This window comes from Streptomyces stoeckheimensis, from assembly GCF_045822005.1.
Taxonomy (GTDB): Bacteria; Actinomycetota; Actinomycetes; order Streptomycetales; family Streptomycetaceae; genus Streptomyces; species Streptomyces stoeckheimensis.
Window position 1 is genome coordinate 1,115,319 of record NZ_CP169550.1, and the last position, 21,257, is coordinate 1,136,575.

25 protein-coding genes and 1 pseudogene are annotated in these 21,257 nt (G+C 70.1%); 17 read left to right on the forward strand and 9 right to left on the reverse strand.

Annotation, left to right across the window (positions count from 1 at the left end; genetic code table 11):
* Positions 1–297: 297 nt before the first annotated feature.
* Positions 298–1,419 (forward strand): ACR3 family arsenite efflux transporter, encoded by a 1,122-nt coding sequence (gene arsB / locus ACE1OC_RS05235; protein ID WP_407835948.1) that lies wholly within the window; start codon positions 298–300, stop codon positions 1,417–1,419.
* The gene (locus ACE1OC_RS05240; protein ID WP_407835949.1) at positions 1,419–1,619 is read left to right on the forward strand and encodes a DUF2180 family protein; all 201 of its coding nucleotides are present in this window, start codon (positions 1,419–1,421) and stop codon (positions 1,617–1,619) included. Before arsB ends, ACE1OC_RS05240 begins: the two co-directional genes overlap by 1 nt.
* Before the next feature lie 97 nt (positions 1,620–1,716).
* On the opposite strand, the gene ACE1OC_RS05245 is transcribed toward ACE1OC_RS05240, so the two are convergent.
* The 3 genes from ACE1OC_RS05245 to ACE1OC_RS05255 are packed head-to-tail and all read right to left on the reverse strand — an operon-like array spanning position 1,717 to position 3,910.
* Entirely contained in the window at positions 1,717–2,775 is a 1,059-nt protein-coding gene (locus ACE1OC_RS05245) for an ArsO family NAD(P)H-dependent flavin-containing monooxygenase (RefSeq protein WP_407835950.1), read from the reverse strand.
* Positions 2,772–3,563 carry an aquaporin gene (locus tag ACE1OC_RS05250; RefSeq protein ID WP_407835951.1) on the reverse strand — a complete coding sequence of 264 codons (792 nt, stop codon included), beginning with the start codon at positions 3,561–3,563 and terminating at the stop codon, positions 2,772–2,774. Before ACE1OC_RS05250 ends, ACE1OC_RS05245 begins: the two co-directional genes overlap by 4 nt.
* A gap of 32 nt (positions 3,564–3,595) precedes the next feature.
* The gene (locus ACE1OC_RS05255; RefSeq protein ID WP_407835952.1) at positions 3,596–3,910 is read right to left on the reverse strand and encodes an ArsR/SmtB family transcription factor; all 315 of its coding nucleotides are present in this window, start codon (positions 3,908–3,910) and stop codon (positions 3,596–3,598) included.
* A 92-nt stretch (positions 3,911–4,002) separates the two neighbouring features.
* Between ACE1OC_RS05255 and ACE1OC_RS05260 the strand changes: the two genes are divergently transcribed.
* From ACE1OC_RS05260 to ACE1OC_RS05270, 3 genes and pseudogenes are all read left to right on the forward strand, one after another.
* Positions 4,003–4,425 (forward strand): arsenate reductase ArsC, encoded by a 423-nt coding sequence (locus ACE1OC_RS05260; protein ID WP_407835953.1) that lies wholly within the window; start codon positions 4,003–4,005, stop codon positions 4,423–4,425.
* Positions 4,422–5,384 (forward strand): thioredoxin-disulfide reductase, encoded by a 963-nt coding sequence (gene trxB, locus ACE1OC_RS05265; protein WP_407835954.1) that lies wholly within the window; start codon positions 4,422–4,424, stop codon positions 5,382–5,384. Before ACE1OC_RS05260 ends, trxB begins: the two co-directional genes overlap by 4 nt.
* A gap of 47 nt (positions 5,385–5,431) precedes the next feature.
* A pseudogene (locus ACE1OC_RS05270) lies at positions 5,432–6,052 on the forward strand (PhoX family protein); the annotation flags it as partial.
* 53 nt (positions 6,053–6,105) lie between these two features.
* Here ACE1OC_RS05270 and ACE1OC_RS05275 read toward each other — a convergent pair.
* Positions 6,106–6,384 (reverse strand): hypothetical protein, encoded by a 279-nt coding sequence (locus ACE1OC_RS05275; protein WP_407835955.1) that lies wholly within the window; start codon positions 6,382–6,384, stop codon positions 6,106–6,108.
* A 162-nt stretch (positions 6,385–6,546) separates the two neighbouring features.
* Entirely contained in the window at positions 6,547–7,350 is an 804-nt protein-coding gene (gene arsM / locus ACE1OC_RS05280; RefSeq protein ID WP_407835956.1) for an arsenite methyltransferase, read from the reverse strand.
* A gap of 147 nt (positions 7,351–7,497) precedes the next feature.
* On the opposite strand from arsM, the gene ACE1OC_RS05285 reads away from it, so the two are divergent.
* A complete protein-coding gene (locus ACE1OC_RS05285; protein ID WP_407835957.1) occupies positions 7,498–7,803 on the forward strand; it encodes an ArsR/SmtB family transcription factor in 306 nt (101 codons plus the stop codon).
* Positions 7,804–7,814: 11 nt separating this feature from the next.
* Positions 7,815–8,291, forward strand: a complete 477-nt coding sequence (locus ACE1OC_RS05290; protein WP_407835958.1) for a GNAT family N-acetyltransferase — start codon at positions 7,815–7,817, stop codon at positions 8,289–8,291.
* 1,045 nt (positions 8,292–9,336) lie between these two features.
* Here the strand turns inward: ACE1OC_RS05290 and ACE1OC_RS05295 are convergent.
* Positions 9,337–10,302 (reverse strand): pirin family protein, encoded by a 966-nt coding sequence (locus ACE1OC_RS05295; protein WP_407835959.1) that lies wholly within the window; start codon positions 10,300–10,302, stop codon positions 9,337–9,339.
* A 120-nt stretch (positions 10,303–10,422) separates the two neighbouring features.
* Here ACE1OC_RS05295 and ACE1OC_RS05300 point away from each other — a divergent pair, with 120 nt between their 5' ends.
* The 6 genes from ACE1OC_RS05300 (at position 10,423) to ACE1OC_RS05325 (ending at position 14,867) form a co-directional block, all read left to right on the forward strand.
* Positions 10,423–10,791 (forward strand): tetratricopeptide repeat protein, encoded by a 369-nt coding sequence (locus ACE1OC_RS05300; protein ID WP_407835960.1) that lies wholly within the window; start codon positions 10,423–10,425, stop codon positions 10,789–10,791.
* Positions 10,792–10,964: 173 nt separating this feature from the next.
* The gene (locus ACE1OC_RS05305) at positions 10,965–12,170 is read left to right on the forward strand and encodes a methyltransferase (protein WP_407835961.1); all 1,206 of its coding nucleotides are present in this window, start codon (positions 10,965–10,967) and stop codon (positions 12,168–12,170) included.
* A 123-nt stretch (positions 12,171–12,293) separates the two neighbouring features.
* The gene (locus ACE1OC_RS05310) at positions 12,294–13,058 is read left to right on the forward strand and encodes a MerR family transcriptional regulator (RefSeq protein WP_407835962.1); all 765 of its coding nucleotides are present in this window, start codon (positions 12,294–12,296) and stop codon (positions 13,056–13,058) included.
* Between the two features lie 119 nt (positions 13,059–13,177).
* Positions 13,178–13,810 carry a DUF6230 family protein gene (locus ACE1OC_RS05315; protein ID WP_407835963.1) on the forward strand — a complete coding sequence of 211 codons (633 nt, stop codon included), beginning with the start codon at positions 13,178–13,180 and terminating at the stop codon, positions 13,808–13,810.
* Positions 13,801–14,214 carry a DUF6114 domain-containing protein gene (locus tag ACE1OC_RS05320; RefSeq protein WP_407835964.1) on the forward strand — a complete coding sequence of 138 codons (414 nt, stop codon included), beginning with the start codon at positions 13,801–13,803 and terminating at the stop codon, positions 14,212–14,214. Before ACE1OC_RS05315 ends, ACE1OC_RS05320 begins: the two co-directional genes overlap by 10 nt.
* Positions 14,211–14,867, forward strand: a complete 657-nt coding sequence (locus ACE1OC_RS05325; protein WP_407835965.1) for a hypothetical protein — start codon at positions 14,211–14,213, stop codon at positions 14,865–14,867. Before ACE1OC_RS05320 ends, ACE1OC_RS05325 begins: the two co-directional genes overlap by 4 nt.
* A gap of 71 nt (positions 14,868–14,938) precedes the next feature.
* On the opposite strand, the gene ACE1OC_RS05330 is transcribed toward ACE1OC_RS05325, so the two are convergent.
* The gene (locus ACE1OC_RS05330; RefSeq protein WP_407835966.1) at positions 14,939–17,722 is read right to left on the reverse strand and encodes a penicillin acylase family protein; all 2,784 of its coding nucleotides are present in this window, start codon (positions 17,720–17,722) and stop codon (positions 14,939–14,941) included.
* 143 nt (positions 17,723–17,865) lie between these two features.
* Here ACE1OC_RS05330 and ACE1OC_RS05335 point away from each other — a divergent pair, with 143 nt between their 5' ends.
* Positions 17,866–18,165 carry a DUF2087 domain-containing protein gene (locus ACE1OC_RS05335; RefSeq protein ID WP_407835967.1) on the forward strand — a complete coding sequence of 100 codons (300 nt, stop codon included), beginning with the start codon at positions 17,866–17,868 and terminating at the stop codon, positions 18,163–18,165.
* Here ACE1OC_RS05335 and ACE1OC_RS05340 read toward each other — a convergent pair.
* Positions 18,138–18,902, reverse strand: a complete 765-nt coding sequence (locus ACE1OC_RS05340) for a metallophosphoesterase (protein WP_407835968.1) — start codon at positions 18,900–18,902, stop codon at positions 18,138–18,140. The genes ACE1OC_RS05335 and ACE1OC_RS05340 overlap by 28 nt on opposite strands.
* Before the next feature lie 32 nt (positions 18,903–18,934).
* Between ACE1OC_RS05340 and ACE1OC_RS05345 the strand changes: the two genes are divergently transcribed.
* The 3 genes from ACE1OC_RS05345 to ACE1OC_RS05355 all read left to right on the forward strand — a co-directional run bounded on the left by ACE1OC_RS05345 (position 18,935) and on the right by ACE1OC_RS05355 (position 21,091).
* On the forward strand, positions 18,935–19,450 hold the full coding sequence (locus ACE1OC_RS05345) for an SDR family NAD(P)-dependent oxidoreductase (protein WP_407835969.1): 516 nt from the start codon (positions 18,935–18,937) through the stop codon (positions 19,448–19,450).
* Between the two features lie 272 nt (positions 19,451–19,722).
* Positions 19,723–20,556, forward strand: coding sequence for a PIG-L family deacetylase (locus tag ACE1OC_RS05350; RefSeq protein ID WP_407835970.1), 834 nt, complete (start codon positions 19,723–19,725; stop codon positions 20,554–20,556).
* Positions 20,557–20,746: 190 nt separating this feature from the next.
* Entirely contained in the window at positions 20,747–21,091 is a 345-nt protein-coding gene (locus ACE1OC_RS05355; protein ID WP_407835971.1) for a HopJ type III effector protein, read from the forward strand.
* Between the two features lie 28 nt (positions 21,092–21,119).
* Here the strand turns inward: ACE1OC_RS05355 and ACE1OC_RS05360 are convergent, their stop codons facing one another.
* Entirely contained in the window at positions 21,120–21,245 is a 126-nt protein-coding gene (locus ACE1OC_RS05360) for a hypothetical protein (protein WP_407841852.1), read from the reverse strand.
* Between the last annotated feature and the right edge of the window lie 12 nt (positions 21,246–21,257).

The window sequence follows — 21,257 nt, forward strand, 5'->3', positions numbered from 1 at the left end:
AAACCTTCAAGTCGACTTGAAAGTCAAGCCCGCACCCTGCCGACCGCGCTAGAGGCACGGCTCCGCCACTCGTGGGCCGCGGACCAGGTTGGGCCATTCGAGGCTGATGTCAGCCATAAGTGGAGTCAGGGTGAAATGATGCGAGAACATCAGCATAAGCTGACATCAGGGTTCACTGATGCGATCGCGAATGTTGGCCACGCCGCAGGAAGCTGCTCTGGCCCTGCCTCGCACTCACCGGCGCATCCGCGCCATCGCCCTTCACTCCCACGCATTGCACCGAAAGAGAGCCTGTTCATGACCGCGACAGAACCCGGCACCGCCTCCCGGCCACCAAGTGGCGAGGACGCCTCGATCGTCGGCAAGCTGTCGACCCTCGACCGCTTCCTGGCGGTGTGGATCCTGCTCGCGATGGGACTCGGTCTCGGGCTGGGGCGTCTGATCCCAGGCCTGAACGACGTGTTGGCGAGGGTTGAGATCGGCGGTGTCTCGCTCCCCATCGCGGTCGGGCTGCTGGTCATGATGTATCCGGCGCTCGCGAAGGTCCGTTACGACAAGCTCGACTCCGTCGCCGGCGACCGCAAGCTGATGATCTCCTCGCTGGTGATCAACTGGATCGTCGGACCGGCCGTCATGTTCGCACTGGCCTGGATCTTCCTGGCAGACCTGCCCGAGTACCGCACGGGCCTGATCATCGTCGGCCTGGCCCGCTGCATCGCCATGGTCATCATCTGGAACGACCTCGCCTGCGGCGACCGTGAAGCCGCAGCCGTCCTCGTGGCCTTGAACTCGGTCTTCCAGGTGATCACGTTCGGCGTCCTGGGCTGGTTCTACCTCGACCTGCTGCCCGGCTGGCTCGGCCTGGGCGAAGGCGAGCACCTCGACATCTCCATGTGGAAGATCGCGCTGAACGTCGTGATCTTCCTCGGCGTCCCGCTGGTCGCCGGCTTCCTCACCCGCCGCATCGGCGAGAAGAAGCTCGGCCGTGAGACCTACGAGGCGAAGTTCCTGCCGAGGATCGGCCCGTGGGCCCTGTACGGCCTGCTCTTCACGATCGTCATCCTCTTCGCCCTCCAGGGCAAGAACATCACCTCGCAGCCCATGGACGTGGCCCACATCGCGCTCCCACTTCTCGTGTACTTCGCCGTGATGTGGTTCGGCACCTTCGCCCTCGGCAAGGTGATCGGCCTGCCGTACGACCGCACCACGACCCTCGCCTTCACAGCTGCGGGGAACAACTTCGAGCTGGCCATCGCCGTTGCCATCGCCACCTTCGGCGTCACCTCCGGCCAGGCACTCTCCGGAGTCGTCGGCCCCTTGATCGAGGTCCCCGTGCTGATCGCTCTGGTCTACGTGTCGCTGGCATGGCGGAAGAAGTTCGCGACTGGGGAACTGGCCACCCCTGGAAAGGCCCACTGATGCACTGCCTCGACTGCCACACCGCAGGAACGGTGAGCCATGCCGTCGGCGTCTGCCGTGACTGCGGTGCCGCCGTCTGTGCCAACCACGCCCGCGTCACCGAGCGCCAGGTCCGACGGCGGCCGCTCCTGGCGCCGCCTGTCGAGACGCCGGCCCGAACCGTGCACTGCTTCCAGTGCGCGGGAGTACACACAGGCTGACCAAGCCGACACGGCCCGTCCGCGCGGCGTCGGCTGCGTGGGGGCCGAAGGCCGTGCGGTCGATACCGACCGCACGGCCTTCGGGCGCGTGCGAAGGTCAGCTCCGGAGCAGTTCCGCGATGTCGCGGGCGGCCTCGCGGGCCGGGCGGCCTACACCGATCAGGGTCGCGGAGGCCGGTCCGGTCCAGTCCCCGTAACCGAGCAGGTGCAGTCGCGGCTCGTCCACCGCTCGAGTACCGATCGTGGCGATGTGGCCGCGGGTGCCGCGCAGGCGGAGGGAAGCGAAGTGAGCCAGGTCCGGGCGGAAGCCGGTGCACCAGATGATCGCGTCGGCCTGTGTGCTCGTCCCGTCGGCCCAGGCGACGCCATCCTCGGTGAGGCGGCTGAACATGGGCTTCGCGGCGAGAAGACCGGCATCCCGGGCGGCCCGTACCGGCGGGACGGCGACGATGTCGCCGAGCGAGGCGACACCACCGGTGTCGGTGCGGCCCGCATCGAGCGCCTGACGGCGGGCGGTGGCGGCGTCGAAGAGGGCGCGACCGTCGATGTCGTCGGGAAGGAAGCGGGGCAGGCGCTGGGTGACCCAGGTCAGGTCGGCCGTAGCGGCGAGGTCGGCGGCGATCTGGGCACCGGAGTTCCCGCCGCCCACCACGACCACACGCTGGCCCGCGAACTCCACGGGGCTCCGGTACTGCACTGTGTGGAGCTGGCGGCCGGCGAATTCGCGGCGGCCCGGGATCGCGGGTAGGAAAGGACGGGTCCAGGTACCGGTGGCGCTGATGACCGCGCGGGCTTGCCAGTCGCCGCAGTCGGTCGTGATGCCGAGGCAGGAGCCGTCGCGGTGGACTGCATCGACCCACACACCGCGCTGGACGGGAAGCTCGTACCGCTTCTCATAGTCGGCGAGGTACGAGACCACGTGTTCCGCGTCGGGGTAGACCTCGCCGGGCTGGGGCGGCATGAGGCGACCGGGCAGCGACGAGTAAGCAGCCGGCGAGAAGAGGCGCAGGGAATCCCAGGTGTGCGGCCAGGCTCCGCCGGGTGCCGCCTGGGCGTCGAGGATGACGTGCTCGATGCCCAGGCGGCGCAGGTGGTAGCCGGCGGCGAGGCCGGACTGGCCGCCGCCGATCACCACCACATCCGTGGACTGCGTCATGCGGAGGGCTGTCCGCTGTCACTCGAGCCGCGCATGAAGATGACCGCCACCAGGGCCAGGCCCACCACCGCACCCACGAGCTGCACGCCGACGAACGCCGGGACCGAGGCGGGGGCGATGCCCGCGAAGGTGTCCGTGAAGGCGCGGCCGATGGTGACGGCCGGGTTGGCGAACGAGGTGGAGGAGGTGAACCAGTACGCGGCACCGATGTACGAGGCGACGGCGACGGGGGCGAAGCGCAGGCGGTCGGTGCGGGCCAGGCCGAAGATCAGCAGGATCAGGCCGGCGGTGGCGACGACCTCGCCGAGGAGTAGGTTCCCGGCGGAGCGGTCGTGGGTGGACCACTTCACCAACGGCTCGCCGAACATTGCATCGGCCAGGATCGCGCCCGCGATCGCGCCGACGATCTGCGACGGGAGATACACGGCCAAGTCACGGGCGGTGACGCCCGAGCCACTGCGGCGGGCGGTCCACCACTCGGCCAGCGTCACGGCCGGGTTGAAGTGCGCCCCGGAGACCGGGCCGAGGAGGGCGATCAGTACGCCGAGGCCGAACACCGTGGCCAGGGAGTTCGCCAGCAGCTGCAGGCCGACGTCCTGGCTGAGCTCGGTGGCCTGGATGCCGGAGCCGACCACCACCGCCACGAGCGCGGCGGTGCCGACGAGCTCGGCGGCGGCGCGTGCGATCAGCGGAGTGGGGGGCGGGGTCGCACCAGGGGCGGGCTGGGGCGCGTCGGCGGCTATGCCGGACGCCGCTGCGGGGGCGACGACGGGCTCGGTGACGGACAACGGTTCTCCTCGGGCAGGTGAGGCAAAGCGGACTATGGGCAGGACCGCTTGACGTTCGCTTCGACGGTTGCGCGCGCGGTCTGAGCGAGGTCGGCGAACTGACCGGCGAGCTGGGCGATGACGTCCGGGCGCAGACGGTAGTAGATGTACCGCCCGCATGGCTCGGTCTCCACCACCCCGGCCTCTCTCAGCACCTTCAGGTGGTTCGAGAGGTTGGTCTGCTTGGCACCGGTCTCCTCCACGAGGTGCGTGGTACACAGCGTCTCGCGGGAGAGCAGGGTCACGATCTGAAGCCTGAGGGGATCTGCCAGGACTCGGATCAGTTCAGTGTCGACTGACGTCATCATGGACTGATACTCTCACATCAGTGGTGGCTGACACCACCGGGTGCTGATCTTTTCGTGGCCCCTTTTTCCCTTTGAGACGAGAGAGATCTCTGATGTCCGAGCAGTCCGGCAAGCCTTCTGTCCTGTTCGTGTGCGTTCACAACGCGGGTCGCTCCCAGATGGCTGCCGCTTGGCTGACCCACCTGGCCGGGGACCGCGTCGAGGTCCGCTCCGCCGGTTCCGCCCCCGCCGACTCGGTCAACCCCGCCGCGGTCGAGGCCATGCGCGAGGTCGGCATCGACATGTCCGCCGAGACCCCCAAGATCCTCACGATCGACGCGGTCAAGGCCTCCGACGTGTGCATCACCATGGGCTGCGGCGACACCTGCCCCGTCTTCCCGGGCAAGCGCTACCTGGACTGGAAGCTCGAGGACCCGGCCGGCCAGGGCGTCGAGTCCGTCCGCCCGATCCGTGACGAGATCAAGAAGCTGATCGAGGGCCTGATCGCGGAGATCGCCCCGGAGCCTGCAGCATGAGCGAGCCCACCGACATCGCGGCGATACGCAACGTCATCGTCATCGGCTCCGGCCCCGCCGGATACACCGCCGCCCTCTACACTGCGCGCGCGAACCTGCAGCCACTCGTCTTCGGCGGCGCGATCTTCGTCGGCGGCTCGCTGACGACGACGACCGAGGTCGAGAACTTCCCCGGCTTCCGGGAGGGCGTCGACGGCCCGGTCCTCATGGAGAACATGCGGGCCCAGGCCGAGCGGTTCGGCGCCGAGATGATCGACGACGACATCGTCTCCGTCGACCTGACCGGCGCCATCAAGACCGTCACCGACTCCGAGGGCACCGTCCACCGGGCCAAGTCCGTGATCATCGCGACCGGCTCCGGCTACCGCAAGCTGGGCCTGCCCAAGGAGGAGGACCTCTCCGGCCGGGGCGTCTCCTGGTGCGCGACCTGCGACGGGTTCTTCTTCCGCGACCGCGACATCGTCGTGGTCGGTGGTGGCGACACCGCCATGGAGGAGGCCACCTTCCTCACCCGCTTCGCCCGCTCGGTAACCATCGTCCACCGGCGCTCCACCCTGCGGGCCTCCCAGGTCATGCAGAACCGCGCGTTCACGGACGACAAGATCTCCTTCCTCTTCGACAGCGAGATCACCGAGCTGGATGACAAGGACGGCAAGCTCGCCGGGGTCACGGTCCGCAACACCCTCACCGAGGAGCTCCGCCACCTCGACGTGACCGGGCTGTTCATCGCGATCGGCCACGACCCGCGCAGCGAGCTCTTCACCGGCCAGCTCGACCTGGACGGCGAGGGCTACCTGCAGGTGCAGTCCCCTTCCACCCGGACGAACATCCCCGGGGTCTTCGCCGCCGGCGACGTCGTCGACCACACCTACCGCCAGGCGATCACCGCGGCCGGCAGCGGCTGCCAGGCAGCCCTCGACGCCGAGCGCTACCTCGCAGCACTCGCCGACGCCCGGTAACTCCACCCCACCACGAGAGGAGGCCACATCATGGCCCTCAAGAGCGTGACCGACGCGGCGCCACCAAGATGGACCGCCCCGAAGACGTCGAGCCCCATCCCCAGACCGGCCGCCTGTACGTCGCCCTGACCAACAACAAGGACCGCGGCGCCACCGGCAAGCCCGGCGTCGACGAGGCCAACCCCCGCAAGGGAAACAAGCACGGCCACATCCTGGAGCTCGACGAGCACCGCTCCGACGCCGCCGCCCGCACCTTCCAGTGGCGCCTCATGCTGGTCTGCGGCGACCCCGCCGACCCGTCCACCTACTTCGCGGGCTACGACAAGTCGCAGGTCAGCCCGATCTCCTGCCCGGACAACATCGCCTTCGACGAGCACGGCAACCTCTGGCTCGCCACCGACGGCAGCGCCCTCGGTTCCAACGACGGCCTCTTCGCCGTCCCGGTCAAGGGCCCCGAGCGCGGCCACGTCAAGCAGTTCCTCACCGTCCCGAAGGCGGCGGAGACCTGCGGCCCGATCATCACCGAGGACCGCATCCTCATCGCCGCCCAGCACCCGGGCAAGGCCGACGGCTCCACCGCCGAGAACCCCGCCTCCCACTGGCCCGACGGCCCGGGCAGCATCCCGCGCCCGTCCGTCGTCTCGGTCTGGAGGGAATCCCGCTCCTGATATGCACGGGCCCAGGCCGCCGCTCGCGGCCTGGGCCAGCCGGCTGGGCTTTGTCAGTACGACCGCGGCGACATGACCTGGTCTTCTGCCCCGGGGGCCTCCAGGATGCATCGCGGCATGCCGGGGCCCGGGGTGGCGCGTACGGCCACCTGGGCCGGCGGATCCGTGGGCAGCTCCACGTGCACGGCGACAGGGTGGTCGTCGCGGGTCGTGCCGTGCCCGGTCTCCTTACCGTCGACGAGAACCTCGACCACGACGGTGTGACCGGTCTGGACCGTTGCGCTCACGGGGTGCCCGGCGTGCTCGATGTGGAAGTGATGGCGTCGTCTCATCGGTACGCCCTCTCGCCGATCGCCTCAGCTCGGCCCCACCCCAAGCGTAGCCAGGCTGCCCCTCCGCTGCCCTCCCGGGAGCGTGACGAGCGCGCCGACTCGCCCCCGGCGTCGCGGCGGGCATCCTCGCGAAGGCCTCCGTGGCGACAGAGGGCCCTTGCCTCAGCCGCAGCAGGACACGCCGCCTGAGGCGTCCGTCGTGACGATTGCAAGCTCGGCACGGGCCGGCTTCACCGCGCGGACGATCGCCGAGTGCATGCCGTCGGCAACCGAGTGGGTTCGGGTGATCTCGATGTCGGTGAACCCCGCCTCCTCCAGACCGTGCCGGTACTCGGCGAACGTCAACGCGCCGGCGATGCAGCCCACGTAGTCCCCGCGCTCGGCCCGCTCGGACGGTGACAGCTCATCGTCGGCGACGACGTCCGAGATGCCGATCCGGCCGCCGGGAGTCAGGACCCGGTACATCTCCGCGAACACGGCGGGTTTGTCGATGGACAGATTGATCACACAGTTGGAGATCACCACGTCAATGGTGCCGGCGGGCAGCGGGGTCGCCTCGATGGTGCCCTTGAGGAACTCCACGTTGGTGGCGCCCGCCTTCTTCTGGTTCGCCAGGGCCAGCGCGAGCATCTCCTCGGTCATGTCCAGCCCGTACGCCTTGCCGCTCACCCCGACCCGCCGGGCCGACAGCAGTACGTCGACACCTCCGCCGGACCCGAGGTCGAGCACTCGCTCGCCCTCCCGCAGCTCGGCGACGGCGAGGGGGTTCCCGCAGCCGAGCGATGCAGCCACCGCCTCGGCCGGCAGGGCTTCGCGTTCCGCCTCCGCGTACAGCCCCGACCCGAAGTTCTCGTCGATCTCGACGCTTCCGGACCCGCAACAGGCGGTACCACCTCCAGCGACCTGGAGCGCTGCCGCCGCATAGCCGACACGGACTGCTTCGCGAAGATCGGACTGCTTGCTCATGATCTGCTCCCTATCCACTGCTTCGAGGCTTATGGGATCAACAATGAACCCAGCATCGACAAACGTCAACATAGAGGCTCATCGAAACAGCGCCCTACCCATCCCTCCTTCCATCGACTACCGTCGATAATCGATGGAAGGAGTCCGTTGACCACAGCACCTCTGACCGACGAAGACGCGGTCACCTACGCCAGCTGGTTCAAGGCCCTGGCAGACCCCATGCGCGTACGGCTGCTGCACCTGCTCGCCGGCGAGCAGCACTCCATGACGGTCGGCGAGATCACCGACCGCCTGCCTATCGGCCAGTCGACCGTCTCCCACCACCTCAAGACCCTGGCCGAGGTCCGCTTCGTCCTCGCCGAACGGCACGGCACCAGCACCCGCTACGAGGTCAAATCGGCCTGCCTGGAACGCTTCCCCGCCGCCGTACACGCGATCATGAGGCAGTCATGAGGATCATCCCGATGGCCGCTGAACATGGCGCACAGGTCCTGGCCATCTATCAGGCCGGCATCGACGAGGGGAACGCCACCTTCGAGACCGAGACTCCGGACTGGCACTCCTTCAACACGGCCAAGCTCCCCTCGCACCGCTACGTTGCCACCGACGACGCCGGGAATAGGACCCTCGGCTGGGTCGCAGTCAGCTCCGTCTCTGACCGCTGCGCCTACGCCGGCGTCGTCGAGCACTCGGTGTACGTCCACCCGGACGCCCGCGGCCAAGGAATCGCCCGCGCCCTCCTGGGCGCCCTGATTGCCTCCACCGAAGCCGCCGGCATCTGGACCATCCAGTCCGGCATCTTCCCCGAGAACACCGCCAGCCTCGCCCTCCACCAGCGCGCCGGCTTCCGCATCATCGGCACCCGCGAACGCATCGGCCACCACCACGGCCGCTGGCGCGACGTCGTCCTGCTCGAGCATCGCAGCCTCGCGATCGGGTAGACCCAACCCATGCCGGGAGGCACGCTGCGCTCAGCCCGCCGTGTTGGCCCGAGGCGCTGTAACCCCGCCACAAGCAGCCACGCCTGTACGTGTCCGAATCTTCATCGCCACGCCACCCTTGCCCCCTCTTGGAGGCGGCCGCAATCCGGCGGGCTCTCGCGGTGACCGGGTGCAGCGGCGCCAGGACCCGGCCGCCGCGCCACCCACCAGGAGGGCCGTGGTCGCCGCACCCCCACCCCTCCTCGCGGAGCAACTTCAGGCCTCCGGGCTCAAGGAGACGCCGTTGCTTCCGTCGGCACAGCCCAGGCGCTAAGGCCCTCCTCCGACAATCTCTGCGGCCTGGCGCGGAACCACAGCGCGCCCTCACTCCCCCACGACCAAGATCCGGGCCAGTTGCGGGCCGACACCCGCCCGATCGACGACGGATCCCTCTATTTTGCCTGATCAGGAGCGGTGAGGCGCGTGTACCAGCAGCACACGAAGAACCTGCTGACGAGTCACTCGCCTGAAGGACGGCCTGGCCCGTTCAACGAATAGGCGTGGCAGCCGGTGGGCCGAGCTGCCGCCAACGGCCACACCTGGACCTCCCCAAACCGCACCCGTGGGCACCCGCTGAACACGCCGCCAGGCATGGGGCCCTGCCAGCGCGACCGCGGCGGCTCCAGCACGGCGCCTTGTTGACTGCCTACAACCTCGTAGGCCGGCCTCCGCCGCGGGCGAACTGCGGGCTTCGACCCTGAAGGGGGGAGTCGAACCGGCCCTGTCCGGGGCAGTCGAACGGTTCGTGACCGGCACCTCTGCGTGACGCGCCTCTGCCACGAGGAACCGTCCGACTCTCCCTCCAGACATCTAACTACTCGTCAGTAGAGTCAGCAAAGTGTCAGCATTCGTTCGACTAGACCTGACCACACCCTGATCCACATGAGACTCGACGCCAAGATCAAAAAGCCACTACCGAGATCGTGTCGACTCCCGCCGGGCCCTCGGAAGCGGAACGATGTGAGCCGCCACGTACAGCCCGCGCCCTTGATGACATCAGCGCTGTTCAGCGCGTTCTACCCCTGGGCTTCAAGCGAGTTGGGGGAAGTTCCGGGGCAGGAATCGGAGGGCCGTCGTAGCCCTTCACGTCGCCGAAGCGACTGCCGTTCATCCAGTCCTCGCGGGCCTGTGCGATATCCTCTTGGGAGCGTCCGATCCAGTTCCAGAACATCACGATCTCCTCCTCGAACGGCTCGCCGCCCAGCAGCATCAGGCCGGCGTCCGAGATCGCGCGCAGGGGGAGGTCCGTGCGCCCGCAGCCGAGGTAGAGCATGGCGCCCGGGAGGAGGGGTACGCCGTCGACGTGGGCTTCGCCCGACATCGACAGGACCGCGTACTCGAAGTCCGGGTTCAGCGGGAGCCGGGTCTCCGTGCCCGCCGCCAGGGCCAGGTCCGCGCCGACGATCGGGCTGTACGCGGTTCCGGGCGAGGTCGCCGTGTCCAGGGTGCCCAGGATGACCGTCGCCGTCAGGCCGGGGGCGCTGACCTGCGGGAGGTCCGCGTGGTGCTGGAAGTGCGGGTCCACGTCGCGGTGCGCGTCCGGGAGGGCCACCCACAGCTGCGCGCCGTGCAGGAAGCGGGCGTGCGGGCGCGGGCTCTCCTCCGAGTGACTGATGCCCCGGCCGGAGGTCATCAGGCCGAGCTCGCGCGGGCGGATCGTCGCCAGGCTGCCGACGCTGTCGCGGTGCAGCACTTCGCCCTCGTGGAGCCAGCTGACCGTCTGGAGGCCTGAGTGGGGGTGCGGGGCCACCGCCATGCCGGGCTCGTCGGCGATGTCGTCGGGACCGTAGTGGTCGACGAAGCACCAGGCGCCGACCATGCGGCGGCCCAGGTTCGGGAGGAGCCGGCGGACTTCGGTGGACTCGCCGAGTGTGACGGTGCGCGGGCTCAGGAGTTCGCGCACGGGCTCGGCGACGACGAACCCGCGGCCGCCGCAGGTGGAGAGAGCGGGCTGGCGATCGAGATTGCTCATACCGCACAACTTAGTCCCGGCGCAGCCGCCGCAGTCAGGGGAATGTGCGTACGGATCCCCGTGTTGCAGCAGCCGGACGGAACGACGCGAAGGAAAGAAAGACGGAGGGCAGAGGACGCGATGGACGTGATGGGCGCGATCGACGCACAGCAGGGCTACCTGGAGCACGGGACCGACGCCGAGCGCTGGGACCGCGGCCGGCTCTTCTTCGAGGCGAAGGAGTACGCGAACGCCGCCCGCGTCCTGCACTGCGTGGCGGCCGAGGCCCCCGAGCTGCTGGCTCCGCGGCTGCTGCTGGCCCGCGCCTACTACCACTCCGCCCAGCTCTCCAAGGCCGAGCACGAGCTCCGCGCCATCCTGGACCGCTGGCCGGTGGAGGACTACGCGCAGCTGATGCTCGGGCGGACCCTGGAGCGCCAGGGCAGGGCCGCCGAGGCGGCTCCGTACCTGCGGATCGCCGCGGCGATGGCCGGGGATTTCCCGGAGTAGCGGTCCGGAGCAGCGGCGCCGGGCGACACCGAGCCGTGCCGGCGCCGCGCCGTGGCGGTACGGGATCCGGGTGCCCGGGCCGGGTCTACGGTGCGGCCGGGTGCCGCGCCGCCCACTCTCCCGGCCCCGCGCGTGCGGGACCGGGGCGGTCCCTCGGTTAGCCTGGGGGCAATATGAACCGTCTGACCACGCCCTTCGGCTCCTACGAGCTCGCCCGCTTCCCCGAGGACCCGCGCGACCGGCTCTTCGCATGGGACGCCGCCGACGAGTACCTGCTCCGCCACCTCGAATCCGGTACGGGTGAACGCGGCCCGGTGGATCTGGCCGGCGCCGGGCAGATCACCGTGATCGGGGACCGCTGGGGGGCACTGACGACGGCGCTGGCCGCGCACCACCCCACCCAGATCACCGACTCCAGCCTGACCCGCTCCGCCACCATGGCGAACCTGGACCGCAACGGGATCGGCACCGCCAAGGGCACCGTGACCCTGCTGACCACCCAGGACGCGCCGCCCGAGCGGATCGACGTGCTCCTGGTGCGGGTGCCGAAGAGCCTGGCGCTGCTGGAGGACCAGCTGTACCGCGTGGCCCCGCACGTGCACGCCGGCACCGTCGTCGTCGGCACCGGCATGGTGAAGGAGATCCACACCTCCACGCTGCGGCTCTTCGAGAAGATCCTGGGACCGACGAAGACCTCTCTGGCCGAGAAGAAGGCCCGCCTCATCTTCTGCACGCCGGGCAACCCGGGTGCGACCCGTCCGGCGACCCCCGGACCCTGGCCGCTGACGTACGTCGTGGACAAGGACGGCGGCTCCGGCGCCGGACTGACCGTCGTCAACCACGCGGGCATCTTCTGCGCGGACCGCCTCGACATCGGCACCCGTTTCTTCCTCCAGAGCATCCCGACCAACACGGACGGGGCCCGGGTCGTCGACCTGGGCTGCGGCAACGGGGTCGTGGGCACGGCGGTCGCGGTGGCCGACCCGCGCGCGGAGGTCATCTTCACCGACGAGTCGTACCAGGCGATCGCCTCGGCCAAGGCGACGTTCCGTGCCAACGTCACCCACGAGCGGGAGCGGGCGGACTTCCTCGTCGGCGACGGGGTGGCCATGCTGGACCCCGGCTCCGTGGACCTGATCCTGTGCAACCCGCCCTTCCACTCCCACCAGGCGACGACCGACGCGACGGCGCTGCGGATGTTCGCGCAGTCGCGCAAGGCGCTGCGGCCGGGCGGCGAGCTGTGGGTGGTGGCCAACCGCCACATGGGGTACCACACCCACCTCCGGCGGCTCTTCGGCAACAGCGAAGTCGCCGCGAGCGAGCCGAAGTTCGTGGTCCTGCGGGCGGTCAAGCGGCGTGAGCAGCCCCGCGGCGCGTGACCTGCCCGTACGTCCTGCGCATGGTCCCGCCGGCATTCCTGCCCGTAGTCCTGCCCGGCGATCTCCCAACCGCCCTGCGCTAACCCGCCGGTAGGCCCGTCGCCGCGTCCTACACTCGGCCGCGTGAGCAGTCAGGTGGATCAAGACGCGGCCGTCGGCGGGCACTACCGCCGGGACGAGGTGGCCCGCGCGGCCGGGGTCAAGGTGCGCAACCTGCGCTACTACCAGGAGCGCGGGCTCCTCCCGCCGCCGCGCCGGGAGGGGCGGATCGCCTGGTACTCCGAGGACCATCTCACCCGACTGCGCCTGATCAACGACCTGTTGGGGCGCGGCTACACCGTCAACGGCATTGCCGAGCTGCTGGCGGCCTGGGAGCAGGGCGGCGGGTTGTCCCAACTTCTGGGCCTCGAGCGGGAGATGACCCGCGACTGGGAGCAGGAGGACTCGGTCGTCATGTCCCGGGCGGAGCTGCGGGAGCTGTTCGGCCCGACGGCTTCCCCCGAGGACACCCGGCGGGCGGCCGAGTTGGGGTACGTGACGATCGACGGGGACCTGGTCACGCACCGCAGCCGGCGCCTGCTGGAGGCGACGGTGACGCTGGTGCGGGCGGGGGTTCCGCTCGCGGAGGTGCTGGACGCGGGGGACTTCGTACAGACGCAGGCGGCCGCGGTCGCGGACCGGTTCGTCGCGCTGTTCAGCACGCACGTGATCGGCACGGACGGGCTGGAGCAGCTTTCGGCCACGCGCCTGCAGCACATCACCGAGGCGGTGTCGGCGCTGCGTCCGCTGGCGGGCGAGGTCGTGGCCACCGAGTTCGCCCGGGCGATGGCCCGGCGGGTGGACGCCGAGGTCGCCGGGCTGCTGCGCACGGAGTCTCCCGGGACGTAACCGACGAGTAGGACTCGGCCTGAAAGGTACGCCCGAGCAACCTTGCCAACCCCCATTGGCACTCTTACATTCAACTCGTCGGTAACAACGGTGCACAGCCGAACATAAGGGACGATCTCATGGCAGATTCCCCACAGTTACCCGAGTCACCTGATTCACCCGAGGGCCGGGTCCGCTGGCGCCGGTTCGCCGTACTGACCCTCCCGGCCGTAGCCGTGACCGCCGGCCTCGGCATCGCCCTCGCCCAGGGTGCGCTCGCCGCCTCCTTCGCCGTCTCGGGCCAGCAGTTCAAGGTGTCGGCGAAGAGCCTGGAGGGCGAGGGCTTCGCCCAGTACGGCAGCGTCGACGTCAACGCCCGCGAGGAGCTCATCCCGGTGGCCGTCACCGCCATCAAGGAGGCCAAGCTGCACAGCCTCTGCCAGTCCGTGGTGACCACCCTCCCGATCATCGGGGACATCTCGCTCAACCTCACCGCCGGCCAGAAGGCCCCCGTCGAGGCGAGCAACCTCTTCGTGGACGCCACCCAGCTCTCCGGCGACGCGGTCTTCACCAACATCGAGATCGGCCGCGACGCCTCCACCCTCGACAAGGGGCCGGCGGACGCGGTGGGCATGCAGGACCTGTTCGCCCAGCAGGCCGACACCGTCAGCATCACCGATCTGCGCCAGACGGCCTGGGCCACCAATGCGGGCACCTTCAAGCTCTCCGGGCTGAACATGAACATCAGCAAGGGCAAGAAGGAATGCTTCTGAGCCGCTGGCGGCGCTGGCGGCGCGGCCGGCCCTTCTGGGGCGGGCTGTGCGCCATCCTCGCCGGGGCCGAGATCTGCGCCCTGCCGCTCGCGCCCTTGAAGATCATGCTCCAGCAGGGAGTCGCGGGGATCCCGTCCGTCCTGATGGGCATCGTCATGATCGTGCTCGGCCTCACCGCCTGGTTCTCCCCGCCCCAGCGCGCCCTGGCCGGCGTCCTCACCACCCTCATCGCCACGGCCGCGCTGGTCCTGTCGAACCTCGGCGGGTTCCTGATCGGCACCCTGCTCGGCATCCTCGGCGGCGGCTTGATGTTCGCCTGGCAGCCGTACGCCGCTGCGCGCCCATGCGCGCCCCCCACGTCCGCTCCCCCACAGCACCACGATCCCCAAGGAGCACAGCCATGAGCCGTACGCGCACCACCACGCTCGCGCTCGCCGCGGCCGCCGCGGCCGGAGCCATGTCCCTCGCCCCGGTCTCCGCCACCGCAACGCCCTTACCCCTGGCCGGGTCGACCACCGTCACCCCGGCCGGGCACGCGTTCAAGGCCACCCTCAGCGGGAAGGCCACCCTCAAAGCCGGTTCCGTCACGGTGACTTGTACGGTCTCCGTGTCCACCGGAACGGTGCCGGCCGCCCCCGGCAACACCAACCCGGCGGGCCCCGTCTCCTCGCCGATCTCGCCGCCCACGTACAGCTCCTGCACCTCCAGCATGTGGGGCGTGACCCCCACGGTCACCACGAGCGGCGCCTGGTCGGTGTCGATGCAGAACGGCTCCCCCGTCACCGCCACCCTGACCGTGCCCACGGGCGGGCTCGTCGTCCACACCACCGGCCTCGCCGTCTGCACGGTCACGGCCGCCCCCTCCGGACCGGCGAGCGTCCCCGGCGCCTGGACGAACGGCGCCCCGCCGAGCCTGACCTTCACCAACGCCTCGGTACCGGTGACCGTCACCGGCGGGTTCGGCTGCCCGACGAGCGCGACCGCGTCCACCTTCAACGCCCTGTACAAGGTCACCGACACCACGAACCCCGCGCAGCAGATCACCGTCGGCCCCTGACATCCCGTACGCGACGAGGCCCGCCGGTCCCGGAACGCTCCGGGGCCGGCGGGCCTTCGTGCACAGGGGCCTCAGCGGTGGGCGGGGAACTCGACCACCTGCTGATAGGTGGGCCGGTTCTGCCAGTTGATCTGCGGATGGGACAGGCCGCCCACCGGACGCTGGACGATCGCGTCCGCGCACCACTGGTTGCCCGCGGCGCAGGTCCCGTCCGCCGGATACACGGCGGCGGGTGTGGCGGCCGCCGCCTGTTTGAGCGTTGCCGTCATCGCGTCCCGGCACTCGGGGAGCGAACCGCTCCCGCAGTAGGCCCGGGCCAGGGGTCCGGACACGGGGCGGCCGAGCAGCGTGCGCAGATCCTTGTCCACGTAGCTCCACCAGCCGTACTGGAAGGCCGAGCCGGCGTGCGAACCGGTGGGCCCGTGGCCCGCGTTGGGCGCCTCGTCGATGGTGAGCGAGGCGCGCAGGGCATCGTAGAGCGGAGCCCCGAGACCGGGCTTGAACTCGGCCTCGACGAGCAGCGGCCACCAGGCGTCCATGATCCGGACGGCGTCCGCGTGCCCGTACGTCTTCGAACCGGGCGCGGTCTCCTTGCGCTCGGTGCCCGCGGCCTGCCACGCGGCGAGCTTGTCGATCGCGGCCGCGACGGCCGGATCGGTGACGGGTGCGCTGCGCAGGACGTCCAGCAGTTCGGGCAGCAGGTTCTCGGCGCGCAGGTCGGTGACCGCCGCGTCGGCCATGGCCCGGGTGAGTGCGGCCCGGGTCACGCCGCCCGCCGCGACGAGCGGTTTGACGCGCTGGTCGAGGAGGTCGCCGCGGTGGACGGAGCCCATTCCGAATCCGGCGGCGCCGTATCCCTTGGCCTGCTTGTTGTTCCAACTGATGTAGTAGTCCTGGCCGATGGACTGCGGGTGTTCGGCGGGCGGGGTGTAGGCCGCCGTGTTGGCGGCCGGGTCGAAGCCCTGCCACTCGTACTGCTGCTTGCCCTGGACGGGCAGCGCCGCGTCGACTCCGGCCGGACGGACCGGGTTCGACCCGCTGTTGTAGTAGGCCGCTTCGCGCGAGTCGACGTAGAACCAGTTGAAGGCGTAGCCGATGTGCTGGGCCGCCTCCTGGAAGGTGCGGGCGTCCTTCACGTAGGAGGGGTCGTTGAACATCTGGAAGCCGATGATCGAGTCGGCTTCGTGGCGGTACGTGGAGCGCAGTGCGGTGTAGGCCACGGGCTTGCCCGCGATGGTCGCGCGGTGCGTCACGATGCCGTAGTTCGTGCGCCACACCTGCATCCGGTAGGAGCCGCCCGGGGTGGGGTCGGCGACGGACGACTTCCAGGTGTTGGTGTGCTCCAGCTTCTCCATGGGCGTGCAGGTGCCGCGGTAGAGGTACGAGGCGCTCGTCCTGGTGGGGGCGCCGCCGCCGGGCTCGCACAGTTCGACGGCGAAGGTGTCGGTGATGTCCTGGCCGGCCGAGGTGGCGCTCCAGGCGTAGTCCTGGCCGCGGCCGAGCTGTACGTACATGCTGACGCCCGCGAAAGAGGCGCCGCGCGCGCTGATGCCCGGGCCCTGGAGCTCCTGGAGCATGAGGAGTTGGGGAGCGAGGTAGCCGGTCTGCGGGCCGAAGACGGCGACCGGGTGGCCGCTCGCGGTCTTCGCGCCGGAGACGAGCAGGGCGTTGGACATGCTCTGCTTCATCGGCTGGGGCGGGTCGGCTGCGGCGGCGGTGGCGGCCGAGCCCGTACGGTCGTACACGAGCTGCTCGGCGGTGACCGAGCCGGCGTCGGGCAGGGCGGCGCCCCGGGGGTCGGCGGGCTTCTGCGCGTAGGGGAAGCTCGTGCCGTCGTGGACGGTGAGCACGGCTTCCGGGTCCTCGCGCTCGCGGAAGGACTCCCAGACGCGGGTGCCCTCCTCCAGGCCGTATTTCTGCTGCGCGGACAACAGCGAGAGCGCGGCCTGCACTTCGCCGCCTCCGCCGCCGCCGAACAGGCCGCCCACGACGGAGGCGAGGGCGATCAGGTCGGTGAGTTTGAAGGGCTTGATCTCACCGGCGTTGGTGATCGAGTTGATGTGTCCGGTCAGTACGTACTCGCCCGGGAAGTAGCGGCCGTTCTTGGACTGCACGCGGTAGGCGTTGATGCCGTCGATGTACGCCTGGGCGTCCTCCATCGCGAGCCTTCCGCGCTCGCCCTCCGCGGTCCGGATCCGGTCCACCTGGGCCTGGAGGTCCGCCTCGGTGTACGGGGCCTGCGGCCAGAACTGCTGCTCCAGGCCCTGGTTGGCGAGGGCGCCGCCCGCGAAGGGGGTGAGGTCGCCCCGGCCGACGTGCCGGAAGAGGTCCATCTGCCAGAGCCTGTCCTGGGCAGCCGCGTAGCCGGCGCCGAAGGACGTCCCGTAGCGGGTGGTGCCCTTGATGTGCGGGACGCCGCTCTTCTTGTCCCGGGTGATGGTGACGTCGGAGCGCGGGCTCGTGGTGGACTCGACCTGGTCGGCCGGGACGCCGAAGGAGGCGTCGTTGAAGAAATCGTTGACCTTGGCGTCGGTCAGTCCGGGATAGCCGGCCACCAGCGAGTCGTAGCGCGCCAGTTGGTCGGAGGTGTGGGCGGGCAACGTGCCGAACGCCTTGTGGGCGAGGATCTGGGCGAGGGTGGCGTTGCCGCTCTGGCCGGGCGGCAGGATGTCCGCGCACTGCCGTCCGCAGTAGTCGGCGGGGTCGGCGTAGGCGGCGATCGGGCGCGGCGCCGGAGCGCCGGCCGCCGAGGCGGCAGAGGCGCCCGGGGTCAGCAGGGCCGCTCCGAGGGCGATGAGTGCGGTGGCGACGGCAGTTCTCGTGCGCTTGCTCGTGCGCGTGGCGGGGCGTCGCATGCGTGCTCCTCCGTGGGGGGCAGGAACCGGTCACGGGGAGGGTACTGGCAGGTGCTACCCCTCAGTAAGATGAACGACCGTCACTTTTGCCCGGCGGGAAAATCCGTTGCCGCGGGACGCCCGGCCGGGTGAAGCTCCATGGCATGTCACAAAGCACCGTGGAAACCGGCACGCGCACCCGACGCGGCGTCACCGACCTCTTCACCGCCGGCGGCCGCCTCGCGGCCATCCCGCGCAAGGCGGCGCGCCGCGAGCAGCTGCTCGTCCACCTCACCGAGACCCTCTTCGCGGCGGACCGCGCGTACACGGAACCCGAGGTGAACGCGCTGCTGCTCACCGTCCACGAGGACTGCGCGGCGCTGCGGCGGTACCTGGTCATCGCCGGGCACCTCACCCGCACCCGCGACGGTGCCGGCTACCGGCGGGCCACGACCACCCTGTAGTGCGTCGTCAGCCGGCCGTCCTCGCCGATCACGTGGAAGGCCACGACCGGCGGTTCGTCCGTGTGGATGTACTCGTTCCCCCCGGACGCCGCCTCCCAGGGGAGCCTCGTCGTGGACACCACGCCCGGCGCAACGAGCAGCGGCCGCCCGGCGAAGGTGGTCGCCGCGCCGGTGTGGGCGTGCCCGCACAGGAACGCCGTCAGGTGCGGATGCCGTTCGGCCAGCGCCGCCAGCCGCTCCTCGCCGAACTGCCGGATGCCGTCCACGTACGGGATGTGCAGCGGGACGGGCGGGTGGTGGAAGGCGACCAGGACGGGCACCTCGCGCGGGGTGTCGGTGAGCACCCCGTCCAGCCAGGCGATCGTCGAGTCCTCCAGGTACCCGCGGTGTTCACCGGGTACGGAGGAATCGCACACCGCGAGGACGAAGCCGTCGCCGCGCAGCACCTGGTCCACCGGGGCCGCGGACGGGCGCCCCTCCCCCAGCAGGCCGCGCCGGAAGGCGGTGCGGTCGTCGTGGTTGCCGGGACAGACGACCAGCGGATGGCGGGAGCCGAGGGCCTTGCGCGCCTCCTCGTACTCCTCCGGGCGCGCGTGATCGGCGATGTCCCCGCTCACCAGCACCGCGTCGAGCTCGTACGGGAGCCCCTCCAGGTACTCCATGACGGCACGGGTCCGTTCGGCGGCCCGGTCCCCGCCATCGAGGTGGACGTCGCTGAGGTGGGCTATCACGATCACGGGCGCTGACTCCTTCGGTCCGGAAGCTGGGATTGTATGCCCGCGGTACGAAGGCCCCGAGTTCTCGACCCATAGGTCAAGGATCGATAGCGCGGGGCCATGGGCAGGCCGCCGCCGCCACCGTGTCCGTCGACCTGAGCACGCGCGGAGGAGCGACGAGCGTGGTCCGGGAGGCGATCGACGCGGTCGGCCGGATCGACTTCCTGGTCAACAACGTCGGCGCGGGCGACCCGGACGGTCTGTCCCTGGGCGGCTTCCTCGACGTGGACGACGAGCAGTGGCAGGCCGTCTTCGACCTCAACCTGTTCAGCGCCGTCCGGTCGACCCGGGCGGCGCTGCCGAGCATCCGGGAGCGCAGGGGGTCGATCGTCGACATCTCGTCGATCAACGCCCGCGTGCCCGCCGGTTCACCGGTCGGCTACGCCGAGGCAAAGGCCGCACTGAACCAGCTCGGCAAGCGGCTCAGCAATCGTTGCGCCCACCCTCCCGGAGACGGTCGAGCGCCACCTCAAGGGAGCCACCTGCACCGCGCCGAAGCACGGCGATGACGGGACCACGTCGAACGGGCCTTGGACGAGCAAGGACGCCGGCGACCACCACCGACGCGAAGATCATCGTCGACCGGGCCGTTCCCGGTCTCGGCGACAAGGCGGCCCTGGGCCCGACCCCCGAGGACACCACTCGGTGAAGCCGCCCGGGCGACCGATCCCGTACACCGGGAACAACCGGCGCCACCGGCACGGTTGAACCGAACGTGGGGTCGCGTTACGCCCGCCGCACGCTCAGGCCACGACGTATTCCTGCAGGAGGACTGCTTTTCATGACCGACCGGCCCTTGACGCTCATGGCAGTACACGCCCACCCCGACGACGAGGCCACCAGCACCGGAGGGGTCCTCGCGCAGTACGCGGCGGAAGGCATCCGCACGGTTCTCGTGACCTGTACCGACGGCCGATGTGGTGACGGACCTGGGGGTACCAAGCCGGGTGCTCCCGGGCACGACCCGGCAGCCGTCGCCGCGATGCGCCGGGAAGAACTCGAGGTGAGCCGTGACGTGCTGAAGATCAGCGATCTGGAGACCCTCGACTACGCCGACTCCGGGATGATGGGCTGGCCGAGCAACGACGCCCCGGGATCCTTCTGGCAGACCCCCGTCGAGGAAGGCGCCGTCCGGCTCGCGGAACTCATGCGGCACTACCGGCCCGACGTGGTCGTCACCTACGACGAGAACGGCTTCTACGGCCATCCCGACCACATCCAGGCCCACCGCATCACGATGGCGGCCCTGGAGATGACCGAGCTGACACCGAAGGTGTACTGGACGACGATGCCCCGGTCGGCGATGCAGCGGTTCGGGGAGGTCATGCGCGAGTTCGGGGACGACATGCCGGAGCCGGATCCCGCCGAGGCCGCCGCGCTGGCCGACATCGGCCTCCCGGACGAGGAGATCACCACCTGGGTGGACACCACCGCGTACAGCGGTCAGAAGTACGATTCGCTGGCCGCTCACGCCAGCCAGGGCGAGAGCATCTTCTTCCTCAAGATGGGCAAGGAGAAGTTCGGCGAGTTGATGGGTGTGGAGACCTTCGTCCGCGTCAAGGACTCCACCGGCGCGGCCGTGCCCGAGACCGACCTCTTCGCCGGCCTGCGCTGATCCGCCCGTCTGTCGCGCGGGGACAAGGCGACCCCGCGGGACGGCGAGGGCGCAGGGACACACATCGTGACCTGCGGGGATACCGATCGTTCGGACGTGTCGCGCGATTCCTTCCGGCCGTCCGCAAGGGGGTAATGTCGTCCGGTCACGGACGGCACTCGGGCCGTCTGCTCAACCCAGGGGAACCACCATGACGACTGATCTGAACTCGCTGCGGGCAAGCCTCGCGTCAGGTGAGCACGAGTTCGCGGGCACCTTGGCGTTCGTCGCCGCGCACTACGCGTACCAGCCGCAGGCGTTCCGCAACGGGGACCTGGAGAACGCCGCGGGCGAGAACGAGGGCTCCTGCAAGACCCTGGGACTGGCCCTGCTGGAGGGCCTGAGCGACGAAGAAGCACTGCTGGCCTTCGGTGAGCACTACCGCAGCGTGCTGGCGACGCCGAACGGCACCGATCACGCGAACATTCGCAACCTGATGGCCCACGGCCTGGCAGGGGTGAGCTTCGCCGGGCAGCCATTGGCCCGCACGAGCTGAACAGCGAAGTCCGGGCGAGCCGGACCGGTCACTTAGCGGTCTGCGCGATGGTGTCCGAGATCAAGGCCGCCCGGACGGCCACCGGGCCGGCCGGTACGTCGACGAGCTCGTAGCCGAACCGCCGGTAGCTCTGTTCGTGGATCCGCTCGAACACCAGCGACTCCTC

What these genes read in the sequence shown, in the direction of transcription:
- ACE1OC_RS05315 (WP_407835963.1), top strand. Translation starts at nt 13,178, where the DNA reads ATGGCAGATTCCCCACAGTTACCCGAGTCACCTGATTCACCCGAGGGC.
- ACE1OC_RS05290 (WP_407835958.1), top strand. Translation starts at nt 7,815, where the DNA reads ATGGCCGCTGAACATGGCGCACAGGTCCTGGCCATCTATCAGGCCGGC.
- ACE1OC_RS05260 (WP_407835953.1), top strand. Translation starts at nt 4,003, where the DNA reads ATGTCCGAGCAGTCCGGCAAGCCTTCTGTCCTGTTCGTGTGCGTTCAC.
- trxB (WP_407835954.1), top strand. Translation starts at nt 4,422, where the DNA reads ATGAGCGAGCCCACCGACATCGCGGCGATACGCAACGTCATCGTCATC.
- ACE1OC_RS05255 (WP_407835952.1), bottom strand. Translation starts at nt 3,910, where the DNA reads ATGATGACGTCAGTCGACACTGAACTGATCCGAGTCCTGGCAGATCCC.
- ACE1OC_RS05295 (WP_407835959.1), bottom strand. Translation starts at nt 10,302, where the DNA reads ATGAGCAATCTCGATCGCCAGCCCGCTCTCTCCACCTGCGGCGGCCGC.
- arsM (WP_407835956.1), bottom strand. Translation starts at nt 7,350, where the DNA reads ATGAGCAAGCAGTCCGATCTTCGCGAAGCAGTCCGTGTCGGCTATGCG.
- ACE1OC_RS05305 (WP_407835961.1), top strand. Translation starts at nt 10,965, where the DNA reads ATGAACCGTCTGACCACGCCCTTCGGCTCCTACGAGCTCGCCCGCTTC.
- ACE1OC_RS05245 (WP_407835950.1), bottom strand. Translation starts at nt 2,775, where the DNA reads ATGACGCAGTCCACGGATGTGGTGGTGATCGGCGGCGGCCAGTCCGGC.
- ACE1OC_RS05355 (WP_407835971.1), top strand. Translation starts at nt 20,747, where the DNA reads ATGACGACTGATCTGAACTCGCTGCGGGCAAGCCTCGCGTCAGGTGAG.
- ACE1OC_RS05325 (WP_407835965.1), top strand. Translation starts at nt 14,211, where the DNA reads ATGAGCCGTACGCGCACCACCACGCTCGCGCTCGCCGCGGCCGCCGCG.
- ACE1OC_RS05300 (WP_407835960.1), top strand. Translation starts at nt 10,423, where the DNA reads ATGGACGTGATGGGCGCGATCGACGCACAGCAGGGCTACCTGGAGCAC.
- ACE1OC_RS05330 (WP_407835966.1), bottom strand. Translation starts at nt 17,722, where the DNA reads ATGCGACGCCCCGCCACGCGCACGAGCAAGCGCACGAGAACTGCCGTC.
- ACE1OC_RS05320 (WP_407835964.1), top strand. Translation starts at nt 13,801, where the DNA reads ATGCTTCTGAGCCGCTGGCGGCGCTGGCGGCGCGGCCGGCCCTTCTGG.
- arsB (WP_407835948.1), top strand. Translation starts at nt 298, where the DNA reads ATGACCGCGACAGAACCCGGCACCGCCTCCCGGCCACCAAGTGGCGAG.
- ACE1OC_RS05335 (WP_407835967.1), top strand. Translation starts at nt 17,866, where the DNA reads ATGTCACAAAGCACCGTGGAAACCGGCACGCGCACCCGACGCGGCGTC.
- ACE1OC_RS05240 (WP_407835949.1), top strand. Translation starts at nt 1,419, where the DNA reads ATGCACTGCCTCGACTGCCACACCGCAGGAACGGTGAGCCATGCCGTC.
- ACE1OC_RS05350 (WP_407835970.1), top strand. Translation starts at nt 19,723, where the DNA reads ATGACCGACCGGCCCTTGACGCTCATGGCAGTACACGCCCACCCCGAC.
- ACE1OC_RS05275 (WP_407835955.1), bottom strand. Translation starts at nt 6,384, where the DNA reads ATGAGACGACGCCATCACTTCCACATCGAGCACGCCGGGCACCCCGTG.